Consider the following 25,510-nt stretch of genomic DNA (forward strand, 5'->3'; position numbering starts at 1 on the left):
GCGCCTTTTTATTTTCCCTTTCTTAGTGATCTACTTCACCTTTTAAACCTGGTTGCCGAATTTTGTTATTTACTCTGACAAAAAATTGCCACGATGAGGGCAGTTTTAGCGGAGGCGGTGAGCAATGGAAAAAGAACGCATTATTCAGGAATTTGTGCCGGGGAAACAGGTCACGCTGGCGCATCTCATTGCGCACCCCGGCGAGGAATTAGCGAAAAAGATCGGCGTTCCCGAAGCGGGCGCTATCGGCATCATGACGCTGACGCCAGGCGAAACCGCGATGATTGCCGGTGACTTAGCCATGAAGGCGGCGGATGTACATATCGGTTTTCTCGATAGATTCAGCGGCGCACTGGTGATCTACGGTTCGGTAGGCGCAGTAGAAGAAGCGTTATTACAGACGGTAAGCGGTCTGGGTCGATTATTAAATTTCACTTTGTGCAACCTGACAAAAAGTTAATCAGAGGCGGCGATGAAACGTATTGCATTTGTCGGTACGGTGGGGGCGGGGAAAACAACGCTCTTTAATGCGCTACAGGGGAATTATTCCCTCGCCAGAAAAACACAGGCCGTGGAGTTTAATGAAAATGGCGATATCGATACGCCAGGGGAATATTTTAGCCATCCGCGTTGGTATCACGCCTTAATTACCACGCTGCAGGATGTCGATACGTTGATTTATATACACGCGGCAAATGATAAAGAAAGTCGCTTACCTGCCGGGCTGTTGGATATCGGCGCCAGTAAACGACAAATCGCCGTTATCAGTAAAACGGACATGCCGGATGCCGACGTCGCCGCAACGCGACAACTACTTCGCGGGATGGGGTTTCAGGAGCCGATTTTTGAGCTCAATAGCCATGACCCGCGCAGCGTGCAGCACCTGGTGGATTATCTGACTGAGCTCAGCCAAAAGGAGGAAAGGGCAGGTGAAAAAACTCATCACAGCTAACGATATTCGTGCGGCCCACGCACGCGGCGAACAGGAAATGTCGGTTGTTCTGCGCGCCAGCATCATTACCCCGGAGGCGCGCGAAGTTGCGGAGCTGCTGGGCGTTACCATCAGTGAATGCGATGAATCCGCGCCAACTGCTGCTGTACCGGCGGCGGTTGATGATGGCAAAACGGAAAGCCAGCGCATTCGCGAAACCATCATTGCGCAGTTACCGGAAGGGCAGTTTACCGAAAGCCTGGTCGCCCAGCTGATGGACAAAGTTATGAAGGAGAAGCAGTCGCTGGAGCAGGGCGGAATGCAGCCGAGTTTTAACTCGGTAACCGGCAAAGGCGGCGTCAAAGTCATCGACGGCAGCAGCGTGAAGTTTGGTCGTTTTGACGGCGCGCAGCCGCACTGCGTGGGCTTAACCGATCTGGTGACCGACCAGGACGGTAGCAGCATGGCCGCCGGGTTTATGCAGTGGGATAACGCCTTTTTCCCATGGACGCTGAACTACGACGAAATCGACATGATTCTGGAAGGCGAGCTGCACGTTCGCCACGAAGGCGAAACCATGATTGCAAAAGCCGGGGACGTAATGTTTATCCCGAAAGGTTCCAGCATCGAATTTGGTACGCCATCGACGGTGAAGTTTCTGTATGTGGCCTGGCCTGCGAACTGGCAGTCCTGCTAAGGCGGATGTATGAAGGATTTCATTACCGAAGCATGGCTCAGAGCGAATCATACGCTTAGCGAAGGGGCTGAAATTCATCTCCCCGCTGACGCTCGCCTGACGCCGTCTGCCCGGGAATTACTGGAAAGCCGACATCTGCGTATTAAGTTTATCGACGAGCAGGGCAGCCTGTTTATTGATGATGAAGAACAGCAGCCGCAGCCGGTGCATGGGTTAACCAGCAGTGATACGCATCCACAGGCCAGCTGCGAACTGTGCCATCAACCGGTGGCGAAGAAACCGGACACCCTGACGCATCTGACGGCGGACAAGATGGTCGCCAAAAGTGACCCTCGGCTGGGATTTCGCGCCGCGCTGGACAGCACCATCGCCCTGGCTGTGTGGTTGCAGATTGAGATGGCAGAACCGTGGCAGCCGTGGCTGGCGGATATCCGCTCGCGCCTGGGCAATATTATGCGCGCTGACGCCATGGATGAGCCGCTGGCAGCACAAGCTGTCGTGGGGTTAAGTGACGAAGATTTACACCGTCTTTCGCATCAACCGCTGCGCTATCTGGACCACGACCATCTGGTGCCTGAAGCCAGCCACGGACGTGATTGCGCGCTGCTTAATCTGCTGCGTACCAAAGTCCGTGAAACGGAGACGGTGGCGGCCCAGGTGTTCATCACTCGCAGTTTTGAGGTTATGCGACCGGACATTATGCAGGCGCTCAACCGCCTTTCCAGTACGGTCTACGTGATGATGATTCTGAGCGTTGCGAAGCATCCGCTGACGGTTAACCAAATTCAACAGCGACTGGGGGAGAAGCAATGATCATTGAACGTGCTCGTCAACTCGCCCAACGCTCACCGGCACGGGTGGTGTTCCCGGATGCGCTGGATGTCCGGGTGCTGAAGGCGGCGAATTACCTGCACCAGCACGGTCTGGCACATCCCATTCTCGTTGCCAGTCCGTTTGCGCTGCGCCAGTTTGCCCTCAGTCACCGGGTGGCAATGGATGGTATTCAGGTTATCGATCCGCAAAGCAATCAGCCAATGCGCGAAGAGTTTGCGCTGCGCTGGCTGGCCCGCGCGGGAGATAAAACGCCTGCGGATGCGCTGGAAAAACTCAACGATCCGCTGATGTTCGCCGCTGCAATGGTTAGCGCGGGTAAAGCTGACGTCTGTATTGCGGGCAATCTCTCATCAACAGCGAACGTGCTGCGTGCCGGATTACGCATTATCGGGCTACAGCCTGGCTGTAAAACGCTGTCGTCAATTTTCCTGATGCTGCCGCAGTACCTTGGTCCGTCATTAGGTTTTGCCGATTGCAGCGTCGTGCCGCAGCCCACCGCCGCACAGCTTGCGGATATTGCGATTGCCAGCGCGCAGACATGGCAGGCGATCACAGGTGAAGAGCCGCGCGTGGCTATGCTGTCGTTTTCAAGTAATGGCAGTGCTCGCCATCCTAACGTCGCTAACGTGCAGCAGGCGACCGAGATCGTTCGTGAGCGTGCCCCGCAGCTTACCGTGGACGGAGAACTGCAATTTGATGCCGCCTTTGTTCCGGATGTCGCCGCGCAAAAAGCGCCCGCCAGTCCGTTAAAGGGCAATGCCAATGTGATGGTCTTCCCATCGCTGGAGGCAGGCAATATTGGCTACAAAATAGCTCAGCGTCTGGGAGGATATCGCGCAGTAGGTCCGTTGATTCAAGGGCTTGCCGCACCGCTTCATGATCTCTCTCGTGGCTGTAGCGTACAGGAAATTATCGAACTGGCGTTGGTGGCAGCAGTGCCTCGCCAGACTGACGTGAGTCGTGAAAACGCCTCGCACACACTGGTTGTATAAGGTCCCGTTCTGGACCCCCCTTTGACTTAAGAGGAAAGCATAATGGAAGCATTAGGAATGATTGAAACCCGGGGCCTGGTTGCACTGATTGAGGCTTCTGACGCAATGGTTAAAGCGGCACGCGTGAAACTGGTTGGCGTGAAGCAGATCGGTGGCGGTCTGGTCACTGCCATGGTCCGTGGCGATGTAGCGGCATGTAAAGCTGCAACGGACGCAGGTGCTGCGGCAGCACAGCGTATTGGCGAGCTGGTTTCAGTACACGTGATCCCACGTCCGCACGGCGATCTGGAAGAAGTGTTCCCGATCAGCTTTAAAGGCGACAGCAACGACATGTAAGTCGTCCATGTGACGCCACAGACTTCATTGCTGGCGTCACCCTCTCTCCTTTTCACATTACCTTCTGCGGAGGGTAGGGGGAGGTTTTACCTGAAATATGCCACGGAGGCGCGTATGAAACTGGCAATCGTTACAGGACAAATTGTTTGTACCGTACGCCATCAGGGGCTCGCGCACGACAAGTTGCTGATGGTGGAAATGATTGACGCCCAGGGAAATCCCGACGGGCAATGTGCTGTTGCTATCGACAGCATCGGGGCGGGAACCGGAGAGTGGGTGCTGCTGGTCAGCGGAAGCTCCGCCCGTCAGGCGCACCGGAATGAATCATCGCCTGTCGATCTGTGCGTGATTGGCATTGTCGATGAAGTGGTGGCAGGTGGTCAGGTGATCTTCCATAAATAAGGCAGAAAATCATGAATCAACAGGATATTGAACAGGTCGTGAAAGCGGTACTGCTGAAAATGAAAGACAGCAGCCAACCCGTCAGTGCCGTTCAAGAAATGGGCGTTTTTGCCTCCCTGGATGACGCAGTGGCGGCAGCAAAACTGGCCCAGCAGGGGTTGAAAAGCGTCGCTATGCGCCAACTGGCTATCACGGCTCTACGTGAGGCGGGCGAAAAGCACGCCAGAGAATTAGCGGAACTTGCCGTCACTGAAACCGGCATGGGACGCGTCGAAGATAAATTTGCCAAAAACGTGGCGCAGGCGCGCGGCACGCCGGGTGTGGAATGCCTGTCTCCACAGGTTCTGACCGGCGATAACGGTCTGACGCTGATTGAAAACGCACCGTGGGGCGTGGTGGCCTCGGTAACCCCATCCACCAACCCGGCCGCGACCGTCATTAACAACGCCATCAGCCTGATTGCCGCTGGTAACAGCGTGGTCTTCGCACCGCATCCGGCGGCGAAAAAAGTCTCTCAGCGCGCTATCACTCTGCTTAACCAGGCGGTGGTTGCCGCAGGCGGTCCGGCAAACCTGCTGGTCACCGTTGCCAACCCGGATATCGAGACTGCCCAGCGTCTGTTCAAGTACCCAGGTATCGGCCTGCTGGTGGTGACCGGTGGTGAAGCCGTAGTAGACGCCGCGCGTAAGCACACCAACAAACGTCTGATTGCCGCTGGTGCGGGTAATCCACCAGTGGTGGTTGATGAAACGGCTGACCTGGCACGCGCGGCGCAGTCGATAGTCAAAGGTGCATCGTTTGATAACAACATCATCTGCGCCGACGAAAAAGTGCTGATCGTGGTCGATAGCGTCGCTGATGAACTGATGCGTCTGATGGAAAGCCAGCATGCGGTGAAACTGACCGCGGCTCAGGCCGAACAGCTGCAGCCGGTGCTGCTGAAAAATATCGATGAGCGCGGTAAAGGCACAGTCAGTCGTGACTGGGTCGGGCGCGATGCCGGAAAAATCGCTGCGGCGATTGGTCTGAACGTACCGGAGCAAACCCGTCTGTTATTCGTCGAAACCTCCGCGACGCATCCGTTTGCCGTTACCGAACTGATGATGCCGGTGCTGCCGGTCGTGCGGGTTGCTAACGTCGATGAAGCCATTGAACTGGCGGTCAAGCTGGAAGGCGGCTGCCACCATACGGCGGCGATGCACTCACGCAATATCGAAAATATGAACCGTATGGCAAACGCCATTGATACCAGCATCTTCGTTAAGAACGGACCGTGCATTGCCGGTCTTGGACTGGGCGGTGAAGGCTGGACCACGATGACCATTACCACACCAACCGGGGAAGGGGTGACCAGTGCGCGTACGTTTGTGCGTCTGCGTCGCTGTGTGTTGGTAGACGCCTTCAGAATTGTATAAGGAGTAAATGAGATGGCGCACGACGAACAACGTTGGTTGACACCCAGACTGCTAAAAGCGGCAACGCTATGTAACCAGACGCCTGTAAAGAGCGATTCACCGCTGTGGTTGGGCATTGATTTGGGAACGTGTGATGTGGTGTCGATGGTTGTGGACAGTGACGGACAGCCGGTCGCGGTTTGCCTGGACTGGGCCGATGTCGTGCGCGATGGCATCGTCTGGGATTTCTTTGGTGCGGTGACCATCGTTCGTCGCCATCTCGATACGCTCGAACAACAACTGGGTTGCCGTTTTACCCATGCGGCAACCTCGTTTCCACCGGGAACTGACCCACGCATCTCTATTAACGTGCTGGAGTCTGCCGGGCTTGAAGTGAGCCATGTCCTCGACGAACCAACCGCGGTGGCGGATCTGTTGCAGCTTGATAACGCCGGCGTGGTGGATATTGGTGGTGGCACTACCGGGATTGCGATTGTTAAACAGGGCAAAGTGACTTACTCCGCTGATGAAGCGACCGGCGGGCACCATATCTCTCTGACGCTGGCCGGGAACCGTCGTATCCAGTTGGAAGAAGCCGAGCAGTACAAGCGCAGCAATGGCAAAGAAATCTGGCCGGTGGTGAAGCCTGTCTACGAAAAGATGGCGGAAATCGTGGCGCACCATATTGCCGGACAGGGTGTCGCTGATTTGTGGCTGGCGGGTGGCTCCTGTATGCAGCCAGGCGTTGATGAACTGTTCCGTAAGCGTTTCCCGGAACTGCAGGTGCATTTACCCCAGCACAGCCTGTTTATGACTCCGCTGGCGATTGCCAACAGCGGAAAAGAAAAAGCGGAAGGAATCTATGCAAGCTGAATTGCAGACCGCGCTCTTTCAGGCATTCGATACCCTGAATCTGCAACGCGTAAAAACGTTTAGCGTTCCCCCGGTTACGTTATGTGGACTGGGAGCGCTCAGTACCTGCGGACAGGAAGCACAAACGCGCGGACTGACGCATATGTTCGTCATGGTTGACAGCTTTCTGCATCAGGCTGGGATGACCGCGGCACTGGAGCGCAGCCTGGCGATGAAAGGTGTGGCAATGACGCTGTGGCCATGTCCGGTAGGTGAACCGTGCATTACGGACGTCTGCGCGGCAGTCGCGCAACTGCGTGAATCAAAGTGCGACGGTGTCGTGGCTTTCGGCGGCGGTTCCGTGCTGGATGCCGCTAAGGCAGTGGCGTTGCTGGTGACCAATCCTACCCAGACGCTGGCTGACATGGACGAGCGTAGCGTGTTACGCCCGCGTCTGCCGCTGATTGCCGTACCGACTACCGCCGGAACGGGCTCAGAAACCACGAACGTCACGGTGATTATCGACGCCGCGACCGGACTCAAAAAAGTGCTGGCCCACGCAACCCTGATGCCGGATGTGGCGATCCTTGACGCCGCATTGACGGAAGGCGTGCCTGCGCACGTAACGGCGATGACCGGGATTGATGCACTGACGCACGCCGTTGAAGCGTATAGCGCCCTGAACGCGACGCCGTTTACCGACAGCCTGGCGATTGGCGCGATAGCGATGATCGGTAAATCGCTGCCTAAGGCCGTCGGCTACGGTCAGGATCTGGCGGCGCGCGAAAGCATGCTGCTGGCTTCCTGTATGGCCGGGATGGCGTTTTCCAGCGCTGGGCTTGGCCTGTGCCATGCGATGGCGCACCAGCCGGGGGCGACGTTGCACATTCCACACGGACAGGCTAACGCCATGCTGCTTCCCACGGTAATGGGGTTCAACCGCATGGTGTGTCGTGAGCGCTTTAGCCATATCGGACGCGCGTTAACCAACAAGAAATCGGACGATCGTGATGCTATCAACGCGGTCAGCGAGTTGATTAGCGAAGTGGGCCAGACCAAACGACTCTCTGACGTTGGGGCAAAGCCCGAGCAGTACAGCGCATGGGCTCACGCCGCGCTGGAGGATATTTGTATTCGCAGTAACCCACGGACCGCCACGCAGGCACAGATCATCGACCTGTACGCGGCTGCCGGGTAATGCCTGTAGGCCGGATAAGGTGCTTGCACCGCCATCCGGCAATAACACGGCGTTAATGCCGGAGGCGACGTAAACGTCTTATCCGGCCTACAAATCACAAATGACAGGGAGTAGGGGCTATGGGAATTAACGAAATCATCATGTACATCATGATGTTCTTTATGCTGATTGCCGCCGTGGACAGGATCCTGTCGCAGTTCGGCGGTTCGGCACGCTTCCTCGGTAAGTTTGGTAAGAGTATTGAGGGATCGGGCGGCCAGTTTGAAGAAGGTTTTATGGCGATGGGCGCGCTGGGTCTGGCGATGGTCGGTATGACCGCGCTGGCACCGGTTCTGGCGCATGTGCTCGGGCCGGTGATTATTCCGCTGTATGAAATGCTGGGCGCGAACCCGTCGATGTTTGCCGGAACGCTGCTGGCGTGCGATATGGGCGGCTTCTTCCTGGCGAAAGAGCTGGCGGGCGGCGACGTTGCGGCGTGGCTGTACTCTGGCCTGATCCTCGGGGCGATGATGGGGCCGACGCTGGTCTTCTCCATTCCGGTTGCGCTGGGGATTATTGAACCGTCTGACCGTCGTTATCTGGCGCTGGGCGTGCTGGCGGGTATTGTCACCATTCCGATTGGTTGTATTGCGGGCGGTTTGATTGCGATGTACTCCGGCGTCGAAATCAACGGACAGCCGGTGGAATTCACCTTCGCGCTGATCCTGATGAATATGATCCCGGTGCTGATCGTGGCTGTGCTGGTGGCGCTGGGACTGAAATTCATCCCGGAAAAAATGATCAACGGCTTCCAGATCTTCGCGAAATTCCTGGTAGCGCTGATCACCATCGGCCTGGCAGCAGCAGTGGTCAAATTCCTGCTCGGCTGGGAGCTGATTCCGGGTCTTGATCCCATCTTTATGGCGCCGGGCGACAAGCCGGGTGAAGTGATGCGCGCCATCGAAGTTATCGGTTCTATCTCCTGCGTGCTGCTTGGTGCGTACCCGATGGTGCTGCTGCTGACCCGCTGGTTTGAAAAACCGCTGATGAGCGTCGGTAACCTGTTAAAAATCAATAATATTGCGGCTGCCGGTATGGTTGCGACGCTGGCGAACAACATCCCAATGTTCGGCATGATGAAGAATATGGATACCCGCGGCAAAGTGATCAACTGCGCCTTTGCGGTCTCCGCGGCCTTTGCACTGGGTGACCACTTAGGCTTCGCCGCTGCCAACATGAACGCGATGATCTTCCCGATGATTGTCGGCAAGTTGATTGGCGGCGTGACGGCGATTGGTGTGGCTATGCTGTTGGTACCGAAAGATGAAGATGTGCCAGCAGAAGTAGAAACCAACCCGGAGGCGCAATCGTGAATACTCGCCAGCTACTGAGCGTCGGTATCGATATCGGCACCACTACCACTCAGGTGATTTTCTCGCGCCTTGAGTTAGTCAACCGTGCGGCAGTGTCGCAGGTGCCGCGCTACGAATTCATCAAACGCGAAATTAGCTGGCAAAGCCCGGTGTTCTTTACCCCCGTTGATAAGCAGGGCGGGTTGAAAGAGGCCGAACTTAAGGCGCTGATCCTCGCCCAGTATCAGGCGGCGGGTATTGCGCCTGAGACTGTCGATTCCGGCGCGATCATCATCACCGGAGAAAGTGCCAAAACCCGTAATGCGCGTCCGGCGGTGATGACGCTCTCTCAGTCGCTGGGGGATTTTGTTGTGGCCAGCGCCGGTCCGCATCTGGAATCGGTGATTGCCGGTCACGGTGCGGGGGCACAAACCCTGTCCGAGCAGAAGTTGTGCCGCGTACTGAACATCGATATCGGTGGCGGTACGTCGAACTACGTTCTGTTTGATGCCGGAAAGGTCAGCGGTTCGGCTTGCCTCAACGTCGGCGGGCGACTGCTGGAAACTGACGGCCAGGGGCGAGTAGTACATGCGCATCAGCCGGGGCAGATGATTGTTGATGACGTATTTGGTCCGGGCACCGACGCCCGAACCCTCAATGCGGCGCAGCTTGTTCAGGTAGCCCGACGGATGGCGGCGCTGATTGTGGAGGTGATTGACGGCACGTTATCACCGCTGGCGCAGGCGCTGATGCAAACCGGCCTGTTACCGGCGGGCGTGAAACCGGAAGTGATTACGTTGTCCGGCGGGGTGGGCGAGTGCTACCGCAACCAACCAGCCGATCCGTTCTGTTTTTCCGATATTGGCCCGCTGTTAGCGACGGCGCTGCATGAACATCCGCGCCTGCGTGAGATGAATGTGCAGTTCCCGGCGCAAACCGTGCGCGCCACGGTGATTGGCGCCGGTGCGCATACGCTGTCGCTTTCGGGCAGCACCATCTGGCTGGAAGGCGTGGCGCTTCCGCTGCGCAATCTGCCGGTGGCGATTCCGGTTAATGAGGCTGATTTGGTGGCCGCCTGGCAACAGGCGCTAATGCAGCTCGATCTGGACCCGCAAACGGACGCCTACGTGCTGGCGCTGCCCGGTTCGCTGCCGGTGCGCTATGCCGCGCTGTTAACGGTGATTGATGCGCTGCTGGCCTTTGTCGCGCGCTATCCGAATCCGCATCCCCTGCTGGTGGTAGCCGAGCAGGATTTTGGTAAGGCCCTGGGCATGCTGTTACGCCCACAGTTACAGCAACACCCGCTGGCAGTCATCGATGAGGTGGTTGTCCGGGCGGGGGACTATATCGACATTGGTACGCCTCTTTTTGGCGGATCGGTTGTGCCGGTGACGGTGAAATCACTCGCATTTCCTTCCTGAGGGAACGACTTATGAAACTAAAGACCACATTGTTCGGCAATGTTTATCAGTTTAAGGATGTTAAAGAGGTGCTGGCAAAAGCCAACGAACTGCGTTCGGGGGATGTGCTGGCAGGAGTGGCCGCAACCAGTTCGCAGGAGCGCGTGGCGGCCAAGCAGGTACTGTCGGAAATGACGGTGGCGGATATCCGCAATAACCCGGTGATTTCCTATGAAGAGGACTGTGTTACTCGTCTGATTCAGGATGACGTCAACGAGACGGCCTATAACCGTATCAAAAACTGGAGTATCAGCGAGCTGCGCGAGTACGTGCTGAGCGATGAAACCTCCGTTGATGACATTGCGTTTACGCGCAAAGGGTTAACGTCGGAAGTGGTCGCTGCGGTAGCAAAAATCTGCTCTAACGCGGACCTGATCTACGGCGGTAAGAAAATGCCGGTGATCAAAAAGGCCAATACCACCATCGGTCTGCCGGGCACCTTCAGCTGCCGTTTGCAGCCGAACGACACCCGTGATGACGTGCAGAGTATTGCCGCACAAATCTACGAAGGGCTGTCCTTCGGAGCGGGCGATGCGGTGATTGGTGTTAACCCGGTAACGGATGACGTGGAAAACTTAAGCCGCGTACTGGATACCGTGTACGGCGTTATCGACAAATTCAACATCCCGACCCAGGGCTGCGTACTGGCACACGTGACTACCCAGATCGAAGCGATTCGTCGCGGTGCGCCGGGCGGGTTGATTTTCCAGAGTATCTGCGGTAGCGAAAAAGGCTTAAAAGAGTTTGGCGTTGAGCTGGCAATGCTGGATGAAGCGCGCGCAGTGGGCGCTGAGTTCAACCGTATCGCCGGGGAAAACTGCCTGTACTTCGAAACCGGGCAAGGGTCTGCGCTTTCCGCGGGCGCGAACTTCGGTGCCGATCAGGTGACGATGGAAGCGCGTAACTACGGGCTGGCACGTCACTACGATCCGTTCCTGGTGAACACCGTGGTGGGCTTTATCGGGCCAGAGTATCTCTACAACGACCGTCAGATTATTCGCGCGGGTCTGGAAGATCACTTTATGGGCAAGCTGAGCGGCATCTCGATGGGCTGCGACTGCTGCTACACCAACCATGCTGATGCTGACCAGAACCTTAACGAAAACCTGATGATTCTGCTCGCCACCGCTGGCTGCAACTACATCATGGGCATGCCGCTCGGTGACGACATCATGCTCAACTATCAGACCACCGCCTTCCATGACACCGCGACCGTGCGTCAGCTGCTGAACCTGCGTCCGTCGCCGGAGTTTGAACGCTGGCTGGAAACCATGGGCATTATGGCAAACGGTCGCCTGACCAAACGGGCGGGCGATCCGTCACTGTTCTTCTGATGACGCGGGGATGACACACGATGGATCAAAAACAGATTGAAGAAATTGTACGCAGCGTAATGGCGTCAATGGGTGAGTCTCAACCGCAGGCTCAAGAACCGTCAGCACCAGCAAAATGCAGCACCACGCAGTGCGCCGCGCCGACCGGTGAAAGCTGCGCGATGGACTTAGGCTCAGCCGAAGCCAAAGCATGGATTGGCGTTGAGAATCCGCACCGTGCAGAGGTGTTGACTGAACTTCGCCGTAGCACCGCTGCGCGTGTATGTACTGGTCGTGCCGGTCCTCGTCCGCGTACCCAGGCGCTGCTGCGTTTCCTGGCTGACCACTCGCGTTCGAAAGATACGGTATTGAAAGAAGTGCCGGAAGAGTGGGTAAAAGCCCAGGGGCTGCTGGAAGTGCGCTCGGAAATCAGCGACAAAAACCTGTATCTGACGCGTCCGGATATGGGGCGTCGTCTGAGTGCGGAAGCCATTGAAGCACTGAAATCACAGTGTGTAATGAATCCGGATGTGCAGGTGATTATTTCTGATGGCCTGTCTACCGACGCGATTACCGCTAACTATGAAGAGATCCTGCCGCCGCTGTTGTCGGGCTTAAAACAGGCCGGATTGAAGGTCGGGACGCCGTTCTTTGTTCGCTATGGGCGCGTGAAAATCGAAGATCAGATCGGCGAACTGCTGGGTGCAAAAGCGGTGATCCTGCTGGTTGGTGAACGTCCGGGCCTCGGCCAGTCGGAAAGTCTTTCTTGCTATGCCGTCTATTCGCCGCGTGTGGCGACCACCGTTGAGGCTGATCGTACCTGTATCTCGAACATTCACCAGGGCGGTACGCCACCGGTTGAAGCGGCGGCGGTGATTGTGGATTTGGCCAAGCGCATGCTGGAGCAAAAAGCATCCGGCATCAATATGACCCGTTAAGGAGGCATCATGCCAGCATTAGATTTAATTAGACCTTCAGTCACCGCAATGCGTGTGATTGCCTCGGTAAATGACGGTTTTGCCCGCGAACTTAAATTACCGCCACATATACGTAGCCTCGGACTCATCACAGCAGATTCTGATGACGTGGCGTATATTGCCGCAGACGAAGCGACAAAACAGGCAATGGTCGAAGTGGTTTATGGCCGCTCGCTGTATGCCGGTGCGGCGCATAGTCCCTCTCCAACCTCGGGCGAAGTACTGATTATGCTCGGTGGACCAAACCCGGCCGAAGTTCGCGCGGGTCTGGACGCGATGGTGGCCAATATTGAAAGCGGGGCGGCATTCCAGTGGGCGAATGACGCAGAAGATACCGCCTTCCTGGCGCATGTGGTTTCGCGTACCGGTTCGTATCTCTCCGCAACCGCGGGATGCCGACTGGGCGATCCGATGGCGTATCTGGTAGCACCGCCGCTGGAAGCGACATTTGGTATTGATGCCGCGCTGAAATCTGCCGATGTACAACTGGTGACCTATGTACCACCGCCGTCAGAAACTAACTATTCAGCCGCGTTTTTGACCGGTAGCCAGGCCGCTTGTAAAGCCGCATGTAACGCCTTTGCCGATGCCGTTCTGGATATTGCCCGTAATCCAATCCAGCGCGCGTAAGAGAGGTAGTGATGATCAATGCACTGGGATTACTGGAAGTGGATGGCATGGTGGCTGCCGTGGACGCGGCCGATGCCATGCTGAAAGCCGCGAACGTGCGTCTGCTTAGCCACGAAGTGCTCGATCCTGGTCGGCTGACGCTGGTGGTGGAAGGCGATCTGGCGGCATGCCGCGCAGCGCTGGATGCTGGCAGTGCAGCCGCAGCGCGTACGGGCCGTGTTATCAGCCGTAAGGAAATAGGCCGGCCGGACGATGACACCCAGTGGCTGATCGGCGGTTTTAAACGCCAGCCGAAGAAACCTGAACGGAAGCCAGAAGCGAAAACAGAAGTGAAACCAGAGAAGACACAGGACGCCCCAGTGACATCTGAATCCTCTGCCCAACTTCTGACGCTGTTAGCATCGGTCCGTCAAGGAATGACGGCAGGGGAAGTGGCGGCCCACTTTGGCTGGTCACTTGATGAAGCCAGAAATGCGCTGGAACAGCTCTTTTCTGATGGAGCGTTGCGTAAACGCAGTAGTCGCTACCGCTTAAAAAATTAACCTGTCGGAGGGCCGGGGGCTTCGTTGAAGCTTCCGGCTTAAAAGATCATGAAAAAGAACCGTACTGCAAACTTGCACCATCTTTATCATGAAGTATTACCCGAAGACGTTAAACTGACGCCGAAAGTGGAAGTGGACAACGTTCACCAACGGCGAACAACGGATGTGTATGAGCACGCGCTGACGATTACCGCCTGGCAGCAGATCTACGACCAACTGCATCCGGGAAAATTTCATGGCGAGTTCACGGAAATCCTGCTCGATGATATTCAGGTGTTCCGTGAATACACCGGACTGGCGCTGCGTCAGTCGTGCCTTGTCTGGCCAAACTCATTTTGGTTTGGCATTCCGGCCACGCGCGGCGAGCAGGGATTTATTGGTACCCAGTGTTTGGGTAGCGCTGAAATTGCCACCCGCCCAGGCGGGACGGAGTTTGAACTGAGTACCCCGGATGATTACACCATTTTGGGTGTCGTCATTTCGGAAGAGGCCATTGCTCGTCAGGCCAACTTCCTGCATAACCCGGAAAGGGTGTTGCATATGCTGCGCAATCAGTCGGCGCTGGAAGTTAAAGAACAACACAAAGCCGCGCTATGGGGCTTTGTGCAGCAGGCGCTGGCGACGTTTAGTGAGAATCCTGAAAACCTTCACCAACCCGCGGTGCGTAAAGTGTTGGGGGATAACCTGCTGCTGGCGATGGGCACCATGCTGGAAGAAGCGCAGCCGATTATGACTGCGGAGAGCATCAGCCATCAGAGCTATCGTCGCTTGCTGTCACGTGCGCGCGAATATGTGCTGGAAAATATGTCAGAGCCGCTGACCGTGCTCGACTTATGCAATCAGCTGCACGTTAGCCGCCGGACGTTGCAAAACGCCTTTCACGCGATCCTCGGTATTGGCCCGAATGCCTGGTTGAAACGTATTCGCCTGAACGCCGTGCGCCGTGAGTTGATAAGCCCATGGTCGCAGAGTGCGACGGTGAAAGACGCCGCCATGCAGTGGGGATTCTGGCATTTAGGGCAGTTTGCCACCGACTACCAGCAGCTGTTTGCGGAGAAACCGTCGTTGACGCTGCATCAGCGTATGCGCCAGTGGGCATGATGAGATTATTGTGCCGGATGCGACGCTAACGCGTTTTATCCGGCCTACGGGTTTGCCGTTGTTGCAGGCCTGATAAGCGTAGCGTCATCAGGCAATTACACCCAGTCGCGGACCTGAATAAACTCGCTAAGGGCAGCTTCCGGGCTGTTCGCTTCCGGCTGCCAGTCATACTCCCAGCGTACCAGCGGCGGCATCGACATCAGAATCGACTCCGTGCGCCCGCCGGTTTGTAAACCGAACAACGTGCCGCGATCCCACACCAGATTAAATTCCACATAGCGCCCACGACGATAAAGCTGGAAATTACGCTCGCGCTCGCCCCAGCTCATCATTTTACGGCGTTCGACGATGGGCAGATACGCCTCGGTGTATCCTTGACCTACCGCCTGCATAAAAGCGAAGCAGTGGTCGAAATCAGGGGTATTCAAATCATCGAAAAACAGCCCGCCAATGCCGCGCTGCTCGTTGCGGTGCTTGAGGAAGAAGTAGTCATCGCACCACTTTTTGTAACGTGGATAAACGTCATCGCCAAACGGCTGGCACAGGTCCCGCGCCGTGCGATGCCAGTGAACCGCATCCTCATCAAAGCCGTAGTAGGGCGTTAAGTCAAAGCCACCGCCAAACCACCACACGGGATCGGCCCCCGGTTTTTCCGCGATAAAAAACCGTACGTTGGCATGACTGGTTGGAATGTAGGGATTCTGCGGGTGCACCACCAACGAGACACCCATGGCTTCAAAACTGCGCCCGGCAAGCTCCGGGCGATGCGCGGTAGCCGAGGCCGGCATTGCATCGCCGTGGACGTGGGAGAAGTTAACGCCTGCTTGCTCGAAAATACCGCCGTTACGCAACACCCGACTGCGCCCGCCGCCGCCCGCTTCGCGTTGCCAGTTATCCTCAACAAATTCGCTGCCGTCTAAGGTGGATAACTGCTGACAAATTTCATCCTGCAGGCTGAGCAGGAACTGTTTTACGCGCTGTGCATCGGGCTTCATGGTTAACGTTTCTTCGAGTGTGCTTTCTGGTTATCAAACCAGTGGAAATAGCTGATGATGCCATTGGCGATAGCGGTGGCGATTTTCTGACGAAACGCCGCCGTACCCAGCAATCGTTCTTCTTCCGGGTTGGTGATGAACGAGGTTTCGACCAGGACCGACGGAATCGAAGGTGATTTTAGCACCACGAAGGCGGCCTGTTCCGTGCTGCGACTGTGCAGACGGTGTACCGGCTTGATCTTCTTAAGAATATGCGAGCCTAACGTCAGGCTGTTTTTTATGGTGTCAGTTTGCACCAGATCGAACAGCACCTGCTGCAACAAATGATCTTTGTCAGTGGCCTTCTTTCCGGCGACTTCATCGGCCCGGTTTTCACGATCGGACAGATATTTCGCCATGGCGCTACTGGCGCCGCGATTGGATAAGGCAAAGACCGAAGCGCCCGCAGCGCTCGGATTGGTAAAACCGTCGGCGTGGATCGACATGAACAGATCGGCACCATGTTTGTGGGCGATCTCGACGCGATCGTAGAGCGGAATAAACGTATCGCCGGAGCGGGTCAGGCGTGCATCAATCCCTTGGTTACGTAGGATCGAGCGCACGTTTTTGGCAATCGCCAGTACCACGTGCTTTTCTTTCGACCCGTTGCGACCAATTGCGCCGGTATCAATCCCTCCGTGCCCCGGATCAAGGACAACAACGCGCTTAGCACCGGATTTTTTCGCTTTCGGTTTGCTGTGTCCATTGCTGGTCTTTAGCGCTTCTTCTTTAGCGATGGCTTGTGACATGCCTGACAGCGTCAGGGCGGCCAGCCCGGCTTTCAGCACCTGGCGGCGCGATGTGAGTGTTTTTAGTGGTTTAAAAGTGCTCATACGGCCTGAGTTGTAAAAAAAAGGTTCTAAACGTTATATCGTATCGCGTAGTCCGTTGCGACGGATCGAGATAAGAATTGTTTTACTTTTCATTTCAATACGTGACAGTTCCGTATTATGCCATTTTTTCCGCCGCTTCGCGTCAGATATTGGCTAAATCAGCCGTTCGCGCCATAATCGCTTTTTAACGTCCTGAAAAGGTACCCAATACCATGGAAATACGCGTTTTTCGCCAGGAAGATTTCGAAGAGGTGATCACCCTCTGGGAGCGTTGTGATTTGCTGCGTCCATGGAACGACCCTGAAATGGACATCGAACGTAAAGTCAATCATGACGTCAGCTTGTTCCTCGTTGCTGAAGTGAACGGCGAGGTGGTCGGTACGGTGATGGGCGGATACGACGGGCATCGCGGTTCCGCCTATTACCTGGGCGTGCATCCTGAGTTTCGCGGTCGCGGCATCGCCAATGCGCTGCTCAACCGGCTGGAGAAAAAGCTCATTGCCCGCGGTTGTCCGAAGATTCAAATCATGGTGCGTGACGATAACGACGTCGTACAGGGCATGTATGAACGTTTGGGCTATGAACATGCGGATGTACTCAATCTGGGCAAGCGTTTGATCGAAGATGAAGAGTACTGAGTTTCATCCGGCCGACTATGACGGTCATGGGCGTCTGCGCCTGCCTTTTCTCTTCTGGTGCGTACTGCTGTTGCAGGCACGCACCTGGGTATTGTTTGTGATTGCCGGTTCTTCCCGTGAGCAGGGCAACACCTTGCTGAATCTGTTTTATCCCGATCATGACGCATTCTGGCTGGGGTTGCTTCCCGGCGTTCCCGCCGTGTTGGCGTTTTTACTCAGTGGGCGACGCTTTGCGTTTCCGGTGCTCTGGCGCTGGCTGCGCGGATTATTGATTCTCGCTCAACTGGTGCTGCTGTGCTGGCAGCCGGTGATGTGGCTGGCAGGCGATCCTCTCAATGGCGTCGGGCTGGCGCTGCTGGTGGCGGATATTGTCGCGCTGATCTGGCTGTTAACCAATCAACGTCTGCGCGCCTGTTTTTCCCTTGAGAAAGAATAACGGCACTTTTTGGGGAAGCCGGACTCCAAGCAACGTTGATAAATAAGGAAGGAAGTGAAATGAAATCACTGCGTTTGACTTTATGCGCGATGCCGCTGCTACTGGCCGGGTGTTCAACGTTGTCCTCGGTGAACTGGTCTGCCGCCAATCCGTGGAACTGGTTTGGTTCTTCAACGCAGGTCACAGAGCAGGGCGTAGGAGCGTTAACGGGCGCTACGCCGCTGGATGAAAAAGCCATTGCTGATGCGCTGGACGGTGATTACCGCCTGCGTAGCGGAATGAAGACCGATAACGGTAATGTGGTGCGCTTCTATGAAGCGATGAAAGACGACAAGCTGGCGATAGTCATCAACGGCAGCCAGGGAACCATCAGTCGTATTGATGTATTAGATCACGATATTTCGTCAGCCGCGGGTGTCGAAATCGGTACACCGTTTAGCGACCTTTACACTAAAGCTTTCGGCAATTGCCAAAAAGCAACCGGCGATGACAGCGCGGGCGTTGAGTGTAAAGCTGAGGGAAGTCAACATATTAGCTATATTTTTTCCGGCGAATGGAGTGGGCCTGAGGATATAATGCCGTCTGACGACACGCTGAAAGCGTGGAAAGTAAGCAAAATTATCTGGCGGCGTTAATTTGCGTCTGAACAAATCGGCTTGTTAAAAAAACAGGTAGAATAGCGCCCATCAATGCCACGATGTCGTGGCATCTTTTTTTCAGGAGGAACAATGTCTCAGGTTCAGAGTGGCATTTTGCCAGAACATTGCCGTGCGGCGATTTGGATTGAAGCCAATGTTAAAGGCGACGTTGATGCCCTGCGTGCGGCCAGCAAAACCTTCGCCGATAAGCTGGCGACCTTTGAAGCTAAGTTCCCGGATGCGCATCTGGGCGCGGTTGTCGCTTTTGGCAACAACACCTGGCGTGCATTGAGTGGCGGCGTCGGTGCTGAAGAGTTAAAAGACTTTATCCCTTACGGTAAAGGTCTGGCACCAGCAACCCAATATGACGTGTTGATCCACATTCTCTCTTTGCGTCATGACGTGAATTTCTCCGTTGCGCAGGCGGCAATGGAAGCATTTGGCGACTGTATTGAAGTTAAAGAAGAAATCCACGGTTTCCGTTGGGTCGAAGAGCGCGATCTCAGCGGCTTTGTTGACGGTACGGAAAACCCGGCAGGCGAAGAAACGCGCCGTGAAGTTGCTGTTATCAAAGATGGCGTGGATGCCGGTGGCAGCTATGTGTTTGTGCAGCGTTGGGAACATAACCTGAAGCAGCTTAATCGCATGAGCATCCATGACCAGGAAATGATGATTGGTCGCACCAAGGAAGCCAACGAAGAGATCGACGGTGATGACCGTCCGGTCACCTCTCACCTGAGCCGTGTTGACCTAAAAGAAGACGGTAAAGGGCTGAAAATTGTGCGCCAGAGCCTGCCATACGGTACTGCCAGCGGCACGCATGGTCTCTATTTCTGCGCCTACTGCGCTCGTCTGTACAACATTGAACAACAATTGCTGAGCATGTTTGGTGACACTGACGGTAAGCGTGATGCGATGCTGCGCTTCACCAAACCGGTAACCGGCGGCTATTACTTTGCACCGTCGCTGGACCGTTTAATGGCGCTGTAATGGTGAGCTGATCCTGTTATCGGCCACGAAATAGACATCCCCGCATCGTCGGGGATTTTTTTTACCTGAGATTAACCTGATTTAGTGAGCTATTCCTCAGCACTAATTTGTTATTGCTGTATCTTCTGCGTGAATGAAGCGAAGGCTTCATATTCAAAAGGAGAATATTGAAATGGGAAAACTCACGGGCAAAACAGCATTGATTACGGGCGCATCTCAGGGTATTGGTGAGGGTATCGCCAGAACGTTTGCCCGCCATGGTGCGAACTTAATCCTGCTGGATATCTCCGATGAGATTGAAAAACTGGCGGATGAGTTGGCTGGGCGTGGGCACCGTTGCACAGCCGTTCACGCTGACGTCAGAGATTTTGCGTCGGTCAAGGAAGCGGTGACGCGCGCGAAGCAGATTGAAGGCAAAATCGATATTCTGGTGAACAATGCCGGCGTATGCCGCCTCGGCAACTTCCTTGATATGAGCGATGAAGATCGCGATTTTCACATTGATATCAACATTAAAGGCGTCTGGAACGTGACGAAAGCCGTTCTGCCGGAGATGATTGCGCGCAAAGATGGGCGCATCGTGATGATGTCATCGGTGACCGGCGATATGGTTGCTGACCCGGGCGAAACGGCCTACGCGCTGTCGAAAGCCGCGATCATCGGTTTGACCAAATCCCTGGCGGTAGAATATGCGCAGTCCGGCATTCGCGTGAACGCCATTTGCCCTGGCTACGTTCGTACGCCAATGGCGGAAAGCATTGCGCGTCAGTCTAACCCGGAAGATCCTGAATCCGTTTTAGTCGAAATGGCGAAAGCGATCCCGATGCGTCGTCTGGCCTGCCCGCTTGAGGTCGGTGAACTGGCGGCGTTCCTGGCATCGGATGAGTCCAGTTATTTAACTGGCACGCAAAACGTGATTGATGGCGGCAGTACCCTGCCTGAAAGCGTTAGCGTCGGCGTCTGATTGATGCCGGTCTCCTCCCCATGTGCTGGGGAGGAGGTACCCCTTATTCTCTTTTCAACTTTCAAATCATCAAACGGTATATAAAACCGTTACTCCTTTAGCACTGGTTATAAATATGATGACCATAAGAAAGTCATTTAATTTATAAGGGTGCGCAATGGCCGTTAACTTACTGAAAAAAAGAACACTGACGCTGGCAGCCATGCTGTTGCTGGTGGGGCAAGCGCAGGCAACGGAACTGCTGAACAGTTCATACGATGTTTCCCGCGAGCTGTTTGCTGCCCTTAATCCGCCGTTTGAACAGCAATGGGCGAAGGATAACGGCGGCGACAAACTGACGATTAAACAATCTCATGCCGGGTCATCAAAACAGGCGTTGGCGATTTTGCAGGGGCTGAAAGCTGACGTCGTGACCTATAACCAGGTGACCGACGTGCAGATCCTGCATGACAAAGGCAAGCTGATCCCTGCCGACTGGCAAAGCCGCCTGCCGAATAACAGTTCGCCATTCTATTCCACCATGGCGTTTTTGGTGCGTAAAGGCAACCCGAAGAATATCCACGAATGGAACGATCTGGTTCGCCCGGACGTGAAGCTAATTTTCCCTAACCCGAAGACTTCCGGTAACGCGCGTTATACCTATCTGGCTGCGTGGGGCGCGGCAGATAAAGCTGACGGTGGTGATAAAGCCAAAACCGAACAGTTTATGACCCAGTTTCTGAAAAACGTGGAAGTGTTTGATACCGGCGGTCGCGGTGCAACGACCACCTTTGTTGAACGCGGTCTGGGTGATGTGCTGATCACGTTTGAATCGGAAGTGAACAACATCCGTAAACAGTATGAAGACCAGGGCTTCGAAGTGGTGGTGCCGAAGGTCAACATTCTGGCGGAGTTCCCGGTGGCCTGGGTAGATAAAAATGTGCAGGCCAACGGTACTGAAAAAGCGGCGAAAGCTTACCTGAACTGGCTGTACAGCCCGCAGGCGCAAACCATCATTACCGATTTCTACTACCGCGTGAATAACCCGCAGGTAATGGACAAGCTGAAAGATAAATTCCCGCAGACCGAATTGTTCCGTGTGGAAGATAAGTTTGGCTCGTGGCCTGAAGTGATGAAAACGCACTTTGTCAGCGGCGGTGAGCTGGACAAACTGCTGGCGGCGGGGCGTAAGTAAATGTTTGCTGTTTCTTCCCGACGTGTGCTGCCCGGCTTCACTTTGAGCCTGGGCACCAGCTTACTGTTTGTCTGCCTGATATTGCTGCTGCCGCTGAGCGCGCTGGTGATGCAACTGGCGCAAATGAGCTGGGCGCAATACTGGGATGTGATTACCAATCCGCAGGTGGTGGCGGCTTATAAAGTGACGCTGCTGTCGGCGTTTGTGGCGTCGATTTTTAACGGCGTGTTCGGTTTGCTGATGGCGTGGATCTTAACACGCTATCGCTTTCCGGGCCGTACGCTGCTGGATGCGCTGATGGACCTGCCGTTTGCACTGCCTACGGCGGTGGCAGGTCTGACGCTGGCGTCACTGTTTTCGGTTAATGGCTTCTACGGCGAGTGGCTGGCGAAGCTGGATATCAAGGTGACCTACACCTGGCTCGGTATCGCGGTAGCGATGGCCTTTACCAGCATTCCGTTTGTGGTGCGTACCGTGCAACCGGTACTGGAAGAGTTAGGCCCGGAATATGAAGAAGCAGCAGAAACGCTCGGTGCTACGCGCTGGCAGAGTTTCCGTAAAGTAGTGCTGCCGGAGCTGTCTCCTGCGCTGGTGGCGGGCGTTGCGCTGTCGTTTACCCGCAGCCTTGGTGAGTTTGGCGCGGTTATTTTTATCGCCGGAAACATCGCATGGAAAACGGAAGTGACCTCGCTGATGATTTTTGTTCGCTTGCAGGAGTTTGACTACCCGGCCGCCAGCGCGATTGCTTCTGTGATCCTCGGGGCGTCGTTGTTGCTGCTGTTTTCAATTAACACTCTGCAAAGTCGCTTTGGTCGACGTGTGGTAGGTCACTGATGGCAGACATTACCCAATTGAAACGCTATGGTGCACCCCGCATCAACTGGGGGAAATGGTTTCTGATCGGCACGGGCATGCTGGTCTCCGCGTTTATTTTGCTGGTGCCGATGATTTACATCTTCGTGCAGGCGTTCAGCAAGGGATTAATGCCGGTATTACAGAACCTGGCGGATCCGGACATGCTGCATGCCATCTGGCTGACGGTGCTGATTGCGCTAATTGCGGTGCCGGTGAACCTGGTGTTTGGTGTGTTGCTGGCCTGGCTGGTGACCCGTTTTAACTTCCCCGGACGCCAACTACTACTAACGTTACTGGATATTCCATTTGCTGTCTCGCCGGTGGTCGCCGGTCTGGTCTATCTGCTGTTTTACGGCTCTAACGGCCCGCTTGGTGGGTGGCTGGATGAGCATAACCTGCAAATTATGTTTGCCTGGCCGGGGATGGTGCTGGTGACAGTGTTCGTGACCTGTCCGTTTGTGGTGCGTGAGCTGGTGCCGGTGATGTTAAGCCAAGGAAGCAATGAAGATGAAGCGGCTGTGTTGCTGGGTGCATCCGGCTGGCAGATGTTCCACCGCGTCACGCTGCCGAATATCCGTTGGGCATTGCTGTACGGTGTGGTATTGACCAACGCCCGTGCGATAGGCGAATTCGGCGCAGTGTCGGTGGTTTCCGGCTCGATTCGCGGCGAAACCCTATCGCTGCCGCTACAGATTGAATTACTGGAGCAGGACTACAACACGGTCGGCTCCTTTACCGCCGCGGCGCTATTAACGCTGATGGCGATTATTACCCTGTTTTTGAAGAGCATGTTGCAATGGCGTCTGGAGAACCAGGAAAAACGCGCGCAGCAGGAGGAAAATCATGAGCATTGAGATTGCCAATATTAAGAAGTCTTTTGGTCGCACCCAGGTGCTGAACGATATCTCGCTGGATATTCCTTCAGGTCAGATGGTCGCGCTGCTGGGGCCATCCGGCTCGGGCAAAACCACGCTGCTGCGCATTATTGCCGGGCTGGAGCATCAGTCCAGCGGGCATATCCGTTTTCACGGTACCGACGTCAGCCGATTGCACGCCCGCGACCGTAAGGTGGGGTTCGTGTTCCAGCACTATGCGCTGTTTCGTCATATGACCGTTTTCGACAATATCGCGTTTGGTCTGACGGTCCTGCCACGGCGTGAGCGCCCGAATGCGGCGGCCATCAAAGCAAAAGTGACCAAACTTCTGGAAATGGTTCAACTGGCTCATCTGGCGGACCGTTTCCCGGCACAGCTCTCCGGCGGACAAAAGCAGCGCGTGGCATTGGCGCGTGCGCTGGCGGTAGAGCCACAGATCCTGCTGCTCGACGAACCGTTTGGCGCGCTTGATGCGCAGGTGCGCAAAGAGCTGCGTCGCTGGCTGCGTCAGTTGCATGAAGAGCTGAAATTTACCAGCGTGTTTGTCACCCATGATCAGGAAGAAGCGACGGAAGTTGCGGATCGCGTGGTGGTGATGAGCCAGGGCCATATTGAACAGGCCGATGCGCCGGATCAGGTCTGGCGCGAACCGGCCACCCGTTTTGTGCTGGAGTTTATGGGCGAGGTTAACCGCCTGCAGGGGACGATTCGTGGCGGACAGTTCCACGTGGGCGCACACCGCTGGCCGTTGGGCTATACACCTGGCTACCAGGGACCGGTCGATCTGTTCCTGCGTCCATGGGAAGTGGATGTGAGCCGCCGTACCAGCCTGGATTCGCCGCTGCCGGTGCAGGTGCTGGAAGCTAGTCCGAAGGGGCACTACACCCAATTAGTTGTACAACCCCTCGGGTGGTACAACGAACCGCTGACGGTCATCATGCAAGGCGATGATTCCCCGAGCCGCGGTGAACGGCTGTTTGTCGGGCTGCAAAATGCACGTTTGTATAACGGCGACCAGCGTATTGAAACGCGTGAAGAGGAACTTGCCCTGGCGCAATCAGCCTGATAGGTTAATTTGCATAGTTATCGCCCGGTGGCGCTACGCTTACCGGGCTTTTTTACGAGCTGATAACGTGAACACATTAGAAAAAACAATTGGCAATACGCCTCTGGTGAAATTACAACGTCTGGCGCCGGATAACGGTAGTGAAATTTGGGTCAAGCTGGAAGGCAATAATCCCGCAGGTTCGGTGAAAGACCGCGCCGCGTTGTCGATGATCGTCGAAGCGGAAAAGCGCGGAGAAATTAAGCCAGGCGACGTGCTGATTGAGGCTACCAGCGGTAATACCGGAATTGCGCTGGCAATGATCGCCGCGCTGAAGGGCTACCGCATGAAGCTGTTGATGCCAGACAACATGAGTCAGGAGCGCCGTGCGGCGATGCGCGCCTATGGTGCCGAGCTGATTCTGGTCACCAAAGAGCAGGGGATGGAAGGCGCGCGCGATTTAGCTCTTGAAATGGCGCAGCGTGGAGAAGGTAAGTTGCTGGATCAGTTTAATAATCCGGATAACCCGTACGCGCATTACACCACCACCGGACCGGAAATCTGGCAGCAGACGTCAGGTCGTATTACCCACTTTGTCTCCAGTATGGGAACGACAGGCACCATTACCGGTGTGTCGCGTTTTCTGCGTGAGCAAGAAAAAGCGGTCACTATCGTTGGCCTGCAGCCGGAAGAGGGCAGTAGTATTCCGGGAATTCGCCGCTGGCCTGCGGAATATATGCCGGGCATTTTTAACGCCTCGCTGGTGGATGAGGTGCTGGATATTCATCAGAATGATGCCGAAAATACCATGCGTGAACTGGCCGTGCGTGAAGGAATTTTCTGCGGTGTCAGCTCTGGCGGCGCGGTCGCGGGCGCGTTACGCGTTGCACGTGCTACGCCCGGCGCGGTAGTTGTGGCGATCATCTGCGATCGCGGCGATCGCTACCTTTCGACCGGCGTCTTTGGTGAAGAGCACTTTAATCAGGGGCTGGGAATTTAACTTTTTGGCCTGATAAGCGCAGCGCCATCAGGTAACTG

Annotated in this window: 29 protein-coding genes; 27 read left to right on the forward strand and 2 right to left on the reverse strand. The window is 55.5% G+C overall.

The genetic code is table 11. The features are described from left to right. Positions 1–124: 124 nt before the first annotated feature. The 17 genes from eutS (at position 125) to eutR (ending at position 14,990) form a co-directional block, all read left to right on the forward strand. Entirely contained in the window at positions 125–460 is a 336-nt protein-coding gene (gene eutS, locus SK35_RS06890; protein WP_003037995.1) for an ethanolamine utilization microcompartment protein EutS, read from the forward strand. A 12-nt stretch (positions 461–472) separates the two neighbouring features. Beyond that, the gene (eutP, locus tag SK35_RS06895; protein WP_003037998.1) at positions 473–952 is read left to right on the forward strand and encodes an ethanolamine utilization acetate kinase EutP; all 480 of its coding nucleotides are present in this window, start codon (positions 473–475) and stop codon (positions 950–952) included. Continuing rightward, positions 930–1,628, forward strand: coding sequence for an ethanolamine utilization acetate kinase EutQ (gene eutQ / locus SK35_RS06900; RefSeq protein ID WP_032944171.1), 699 nt, complete (start codon positions 930–932; stop codon positions 1,626–1,628). Before eutP ends, eutQ begins: the two co-directional genes overlap by 23 nt. Positions 1,629–1,637: 9 nt before the next feature. Continuing rightward, on the forward strand, positions 1,638–2,441 hold the full coding sequence (gene eutT / locus SK35_RS06905; RefSeq protein ID WP_003835057.1) for an ethanolamine utilization cob(I)yrinic acid a,c-diamide adenosyltransferase EutT: 804 nt from the start codon (positions 1,638–1,640) through the stop codon (positions 2,439–2,441). Then, positions 2,438–3,454, forward strand: coding sequence for a phosphate acetyltransferase (gene pta / locus SK35_RS06910; protein ID WP_008785422.1), 1,017 nt, complete (start codon positions 2,438–2,440; stop codon positions 3,452–3,454). Before eutT ends, pta begins: the two co-directional genes overlap by 4 nt. 42 nt (positions 3,455–3,496) lie before the next feature. Continuing rightward, positions 3,497–3,790, forward strand: coding sequence for an ethanolamine utilization microcompartment protein EutM (gene eutM / locus SK35_RS06915; RefSeq protein WP_003835054.1), 294 nt, complete (start codon positions 3,497–3,499; stop codon positions 3,788–3,790). A 114-nt stretch (positions 3,791–3,904) separates the two neighbouring features. Then, on the forward strand, positions 3,905–4,192 hold the full coding sequence (gene eutN, locus SK35_RS06920; protein WP_003038011.1) for an ethanolamine utilization microcompartment protein EutN: 288 nt from the start codon (positions 3,905–3,907) through the stop codon (positions 4,190–4,192). An 11-nt stretch (positions 4,193–4,203) separates the two neighbouring features. Further along, complete coding sequence (locus tag SK35_RS06925; protein ID WP_003835050.1) at positions 4,204–5,607, forward strand: aldehyde dehydrogenase family protein; 1,404 nt, start codon at positions 4,204–4,206, stop codon at positions 5,605–5,607. A 12-nt stretch (positions 5,608–5,619) separates the two neighbouring features. After that, the gene (gene eutJ / locus SK35_RS06930; protein ID WP_008785421.1) at positions 5,620–6,459 is read left to right on the forward strand and encodes an ethanolamine utilization protein EutJ; all 840 of its coding nucleotides are present in this window, start codon (positions 5,620–5,622) and stop codon (positions 6,457–6,459) included. Continuing rightward, on the forward strand, positions 6,449–7,636 hold the full coding sequence (eutG, locus tag SK35_RS06935) for an ethanolamine utilization ethanol dehydrogenase EutG (RefSeq protein ID WP_008785420.1): 1,188 nt from the start codon (positions 6,449–6,451) through the stop codon (positions 7,634–7,636). Before eutJ ends, eutG begins: the two co-directional genes overlap by 11 nt. Positions 7,637–7,755: 119 nt before the next feature. After that, on the forward strand, positions 7,756–8,988 hold the full coding sequence (gene eutH / locus SK35_RS06940) for an ethanolamine utilization protein EutH (protein WP_003835043.1): 1,233 nt from the start codon (positions 7,756–7,758) through the stop codon (positions 8,986–8,988). Next, positions 8,985–10,388: an ethanolamine ammonia-lyase reactivating factor EutA gene (gene eutA, locus SK35_RS06945; RefSeq protein WP_048215804.1), complete on the forward strand. Its 1,404-nt coding sequence runs from the start codon at positions 8,985–8,987 to the stop codon at positions 10,386–10,388. Before eutH ends, eutA begins: the two co-directional genes overlap by 4 nt. A gap of 11 nt (positions 10,389–10,399) precedes the next feature. Then, positions 10,400–11,761: an ethanolamine ammonia-lyase subunit alpha gene (gene eutB, locus SK35_RS06950; protein ID WP_003038029.1), complete on the forward strand. Its 1,362-nt coding sequence runs from the start codon at positions 10,400–10,402 to the stop codon at positions 11,759–11,761. Positions 11,762–11,781: 20 nt separating this feature from the next. Further along, complete coding sequence (eutC, locus tag SK35_RS06955; RefSeq protein ID WP_008785418.1) at positions 11,782–12,678, forward strand: ethanolamine ammonia-lyase subunit EutC; 897 nt, start codon at positions 11,782–11,784, stop codon at positions 12,676–12,678. Between the two features lie 9 nt (positions 12,679–12,687). Next, positions 12,688–13,347 carry an ethanolamine utilization microcompartment protein EutL gene (gene eutL, locus SK35_RS06960; RefSeq protein ID WP_003838537.1) on the forward strand — a complete coding sequence of 220 codons (660 nt, stop codon included), beginning with the start codon at positions 12,688–12,690 and terminating at the stop codon, positions 13,345–13,347. An 11-nt stretch (positions 13,348–13,358) separates the two neighbouring features. Further along, positions 13,359–13,889 (forward strand): ethanolamine utilization microcompartment protein EutK, encoded by a 531-nt coding sequence (gene eutK / locus SK35_RS06965; RefSeq protein ID WP_048215805.1) that lies wholly within the window; start codon positions 13,359–13,361, stop codon positions 13,887–13,889. A gap of 48 nt (positions 13,890–13,937) precedes the next feature. After that, positions 13,938–14,990: an HTH-type transcriptional regulator EutR gene (gene eutR / locus SK35_RS06970; RefSeq protein ID WP_003835032.1), complete on the forward strand. Its 1,053-nt coding sequence runs from the start codon at positions 13,938–13,940 to the stop codon at positions 14,988–14,990. A 95-nt stretch (positions 14,991–15,085) separates the two neighbouring features. On the opposite strand, the gene hemF is transcribed toward eutR, so the two are convergent. Together hemF and amiA are read right to left on the reverse strand one after the other, a co-directional pair. Then, on the reverse strand, positions 15,086–15,985 hold the full coding sequence (gene hemF / locus SK35_RS06975; protein WP_048215806.1) for an oxygen-dependent coproporphyrinogen oxidase: 900 nt from the start codon (positions 15,983–15,985) through the stop codon (positions 15,086–15,088). A gap of 2 nt (positions 15,986–15,987) precedes the next feature. Beyond that, positions 15,988–16,857, reverse strand: a complete 870-nt coding sequence (amiA, locus tag SK35_RS06980) for an N-acetylmuramoyl-L-alanine amidase AmiA (RefSeq protein ID WP_003038046.1) — start codon at positions 16,855–16,857, stop codon at positions 15,988–15,990. Between the two features lie 212 nt (positions 16,858–17,069). Here amiA and SK35_RS06985 point away from each other — a divergent pair, with 212 nt between their 5' ends. From SK35_RS06985 to cysM, 10 genes are all read left to right on the forward strand, one after another. After that, positions 17,070–17,495: a GNAT family acetyltransferase gene (locus SK35_RS06985; protein WP_003038048.1), complete on the forward strand. Its 426-nt coding sequence runs from the start codon at positions 17,070–17,072 to the stop codon at positions 17,493–17,495. Further along, positions 17,482–17,931, forward strand: a complete 450-nt coding sequence (locus SK35_RS06990; protein WP_008785415.1) for a DUF2919 domain-containing protein — start codon at positions 17,482–17,484, stop codon at positions 17,929–17,931. The genes SK35_RS06985 and SK35_RS06990 overlap by 14 nt, the downstream gene beginning before the upstream one ends. Before the next feature lie 59 nt (positions 17,932–17,990). Continuing rightward, positions 17,991–18,566, forward strand: a complete 576-nt coding sequence (locus tag SK35_RS06995; RefSeq protein ID WP_048215807.1) for an RpoE-regulated lipoprotein — start codon at positions 17,991–17,993, stop codon at positions 18,564–18,566. A gap of 93 nt (positions 18,567–18,659) precedes the next feature. Beyond that, positions 18,660–19,559 carry a porphyrinogen peroxidase gene (yfeX, locus tag SK35_RS07000; protein WP_048215808.1) on the forward strand — a complete coding sequence of 300 codons (900 nt, stop codon included), beginning with the start codon at positions 18,660–18,662 and terminating at the stop codon, positions 19,557–19,559. A 172-nt stretch (positions 19,560–19,731) separates the two neighbouring features. After that, the gene (ucpA, locus tag SK35_RS07005; protein WP_003835020.1) at positions 19,732–20,523 is read left to right on the forward strand and encodes an SDR family oxidoreductase UcpA; all 792 of its coding nucleotides are present in this window, start codon (positions 19,732–19,734) and stop codon (positions 20,521–20,523) included. 157 nt (positions 20,524–20,680) lie between these two features. Beyond that, positions 20,681–21,697, forward strand: a complete 1,017-nt coding sequence (gene cysP / locus SK35_RS07010) for a thiosulfate/sulfate ABC transporter substrate-binding protein CysP (protein WP_003835019.1) — start codon at positions 20,681–20,683, stop codon at positions 21,695–21,697. Beyond that, positions 21,698–22,531 (forward strand): sulfate/thiosulfate ABC transporter permease CysT, encoded by an 834-nt coding sequence (cysT, locus tag SK35_RS07015; protein ID WP_003038061.1) that lies wholly within the window; start codon positions 21,698–21,700, stop codon positions 22,529–22,531. Next, positions 22,531–23,406, forward strand: a complete 876-nt coding sequence (gene cysW / locus SK35_RS07020) for a sulfate/thiosulfate ABC transporter permease CysW (RefSeq protein WP_048215809.1) — start codon at positions 22,531–22,533, stop codon at positions 23,404–23,406. The genes cysT and cysW overlap by 1 nt, the downstream gene beginning before the upstream one ends. After that, a complete protein-coding gene (cysA, locus tag SK35_RS07025; RefSeq protein WP_003038066.1) occupies positions 23,396–24,493 on the forward strand; it encodes a sulfate/thiosulfate ABC transporter ATP-binding protein CysA in 1,098 nt (365 codons plus the stop codon). The genes cysW and cysA overlap by 11 nt, the downstream gene beginning before the upstream one ends. A gap of 67 nt (positions 24,494–24,560) precedes the next feature. Then, positions 24,561–25,472 (forward strand): cysteine synthase CysM, encoded by a 912-nt coding sequence (cysM, locus tag SK35_RS07030; RefSeq protein ID WP_048215810.1) that lies wholly within the window; start codon positions 24,561–24,563, stop codon positions 25,470–25,472. The last annotated feature ends 38 nt before the right edge of the window (positions 25,473–25,510 follow it).

Source organism: Citrobacter sp. MGH105, assembly GCF_001037485.2.
Taxonomy (GTDB): Bacteria; Pseudomonadota; Gammaproteobacteria; order Enterobacterales; family Enterobacteriaceae; genus Citrobacter; species Citrobacter portucalensis.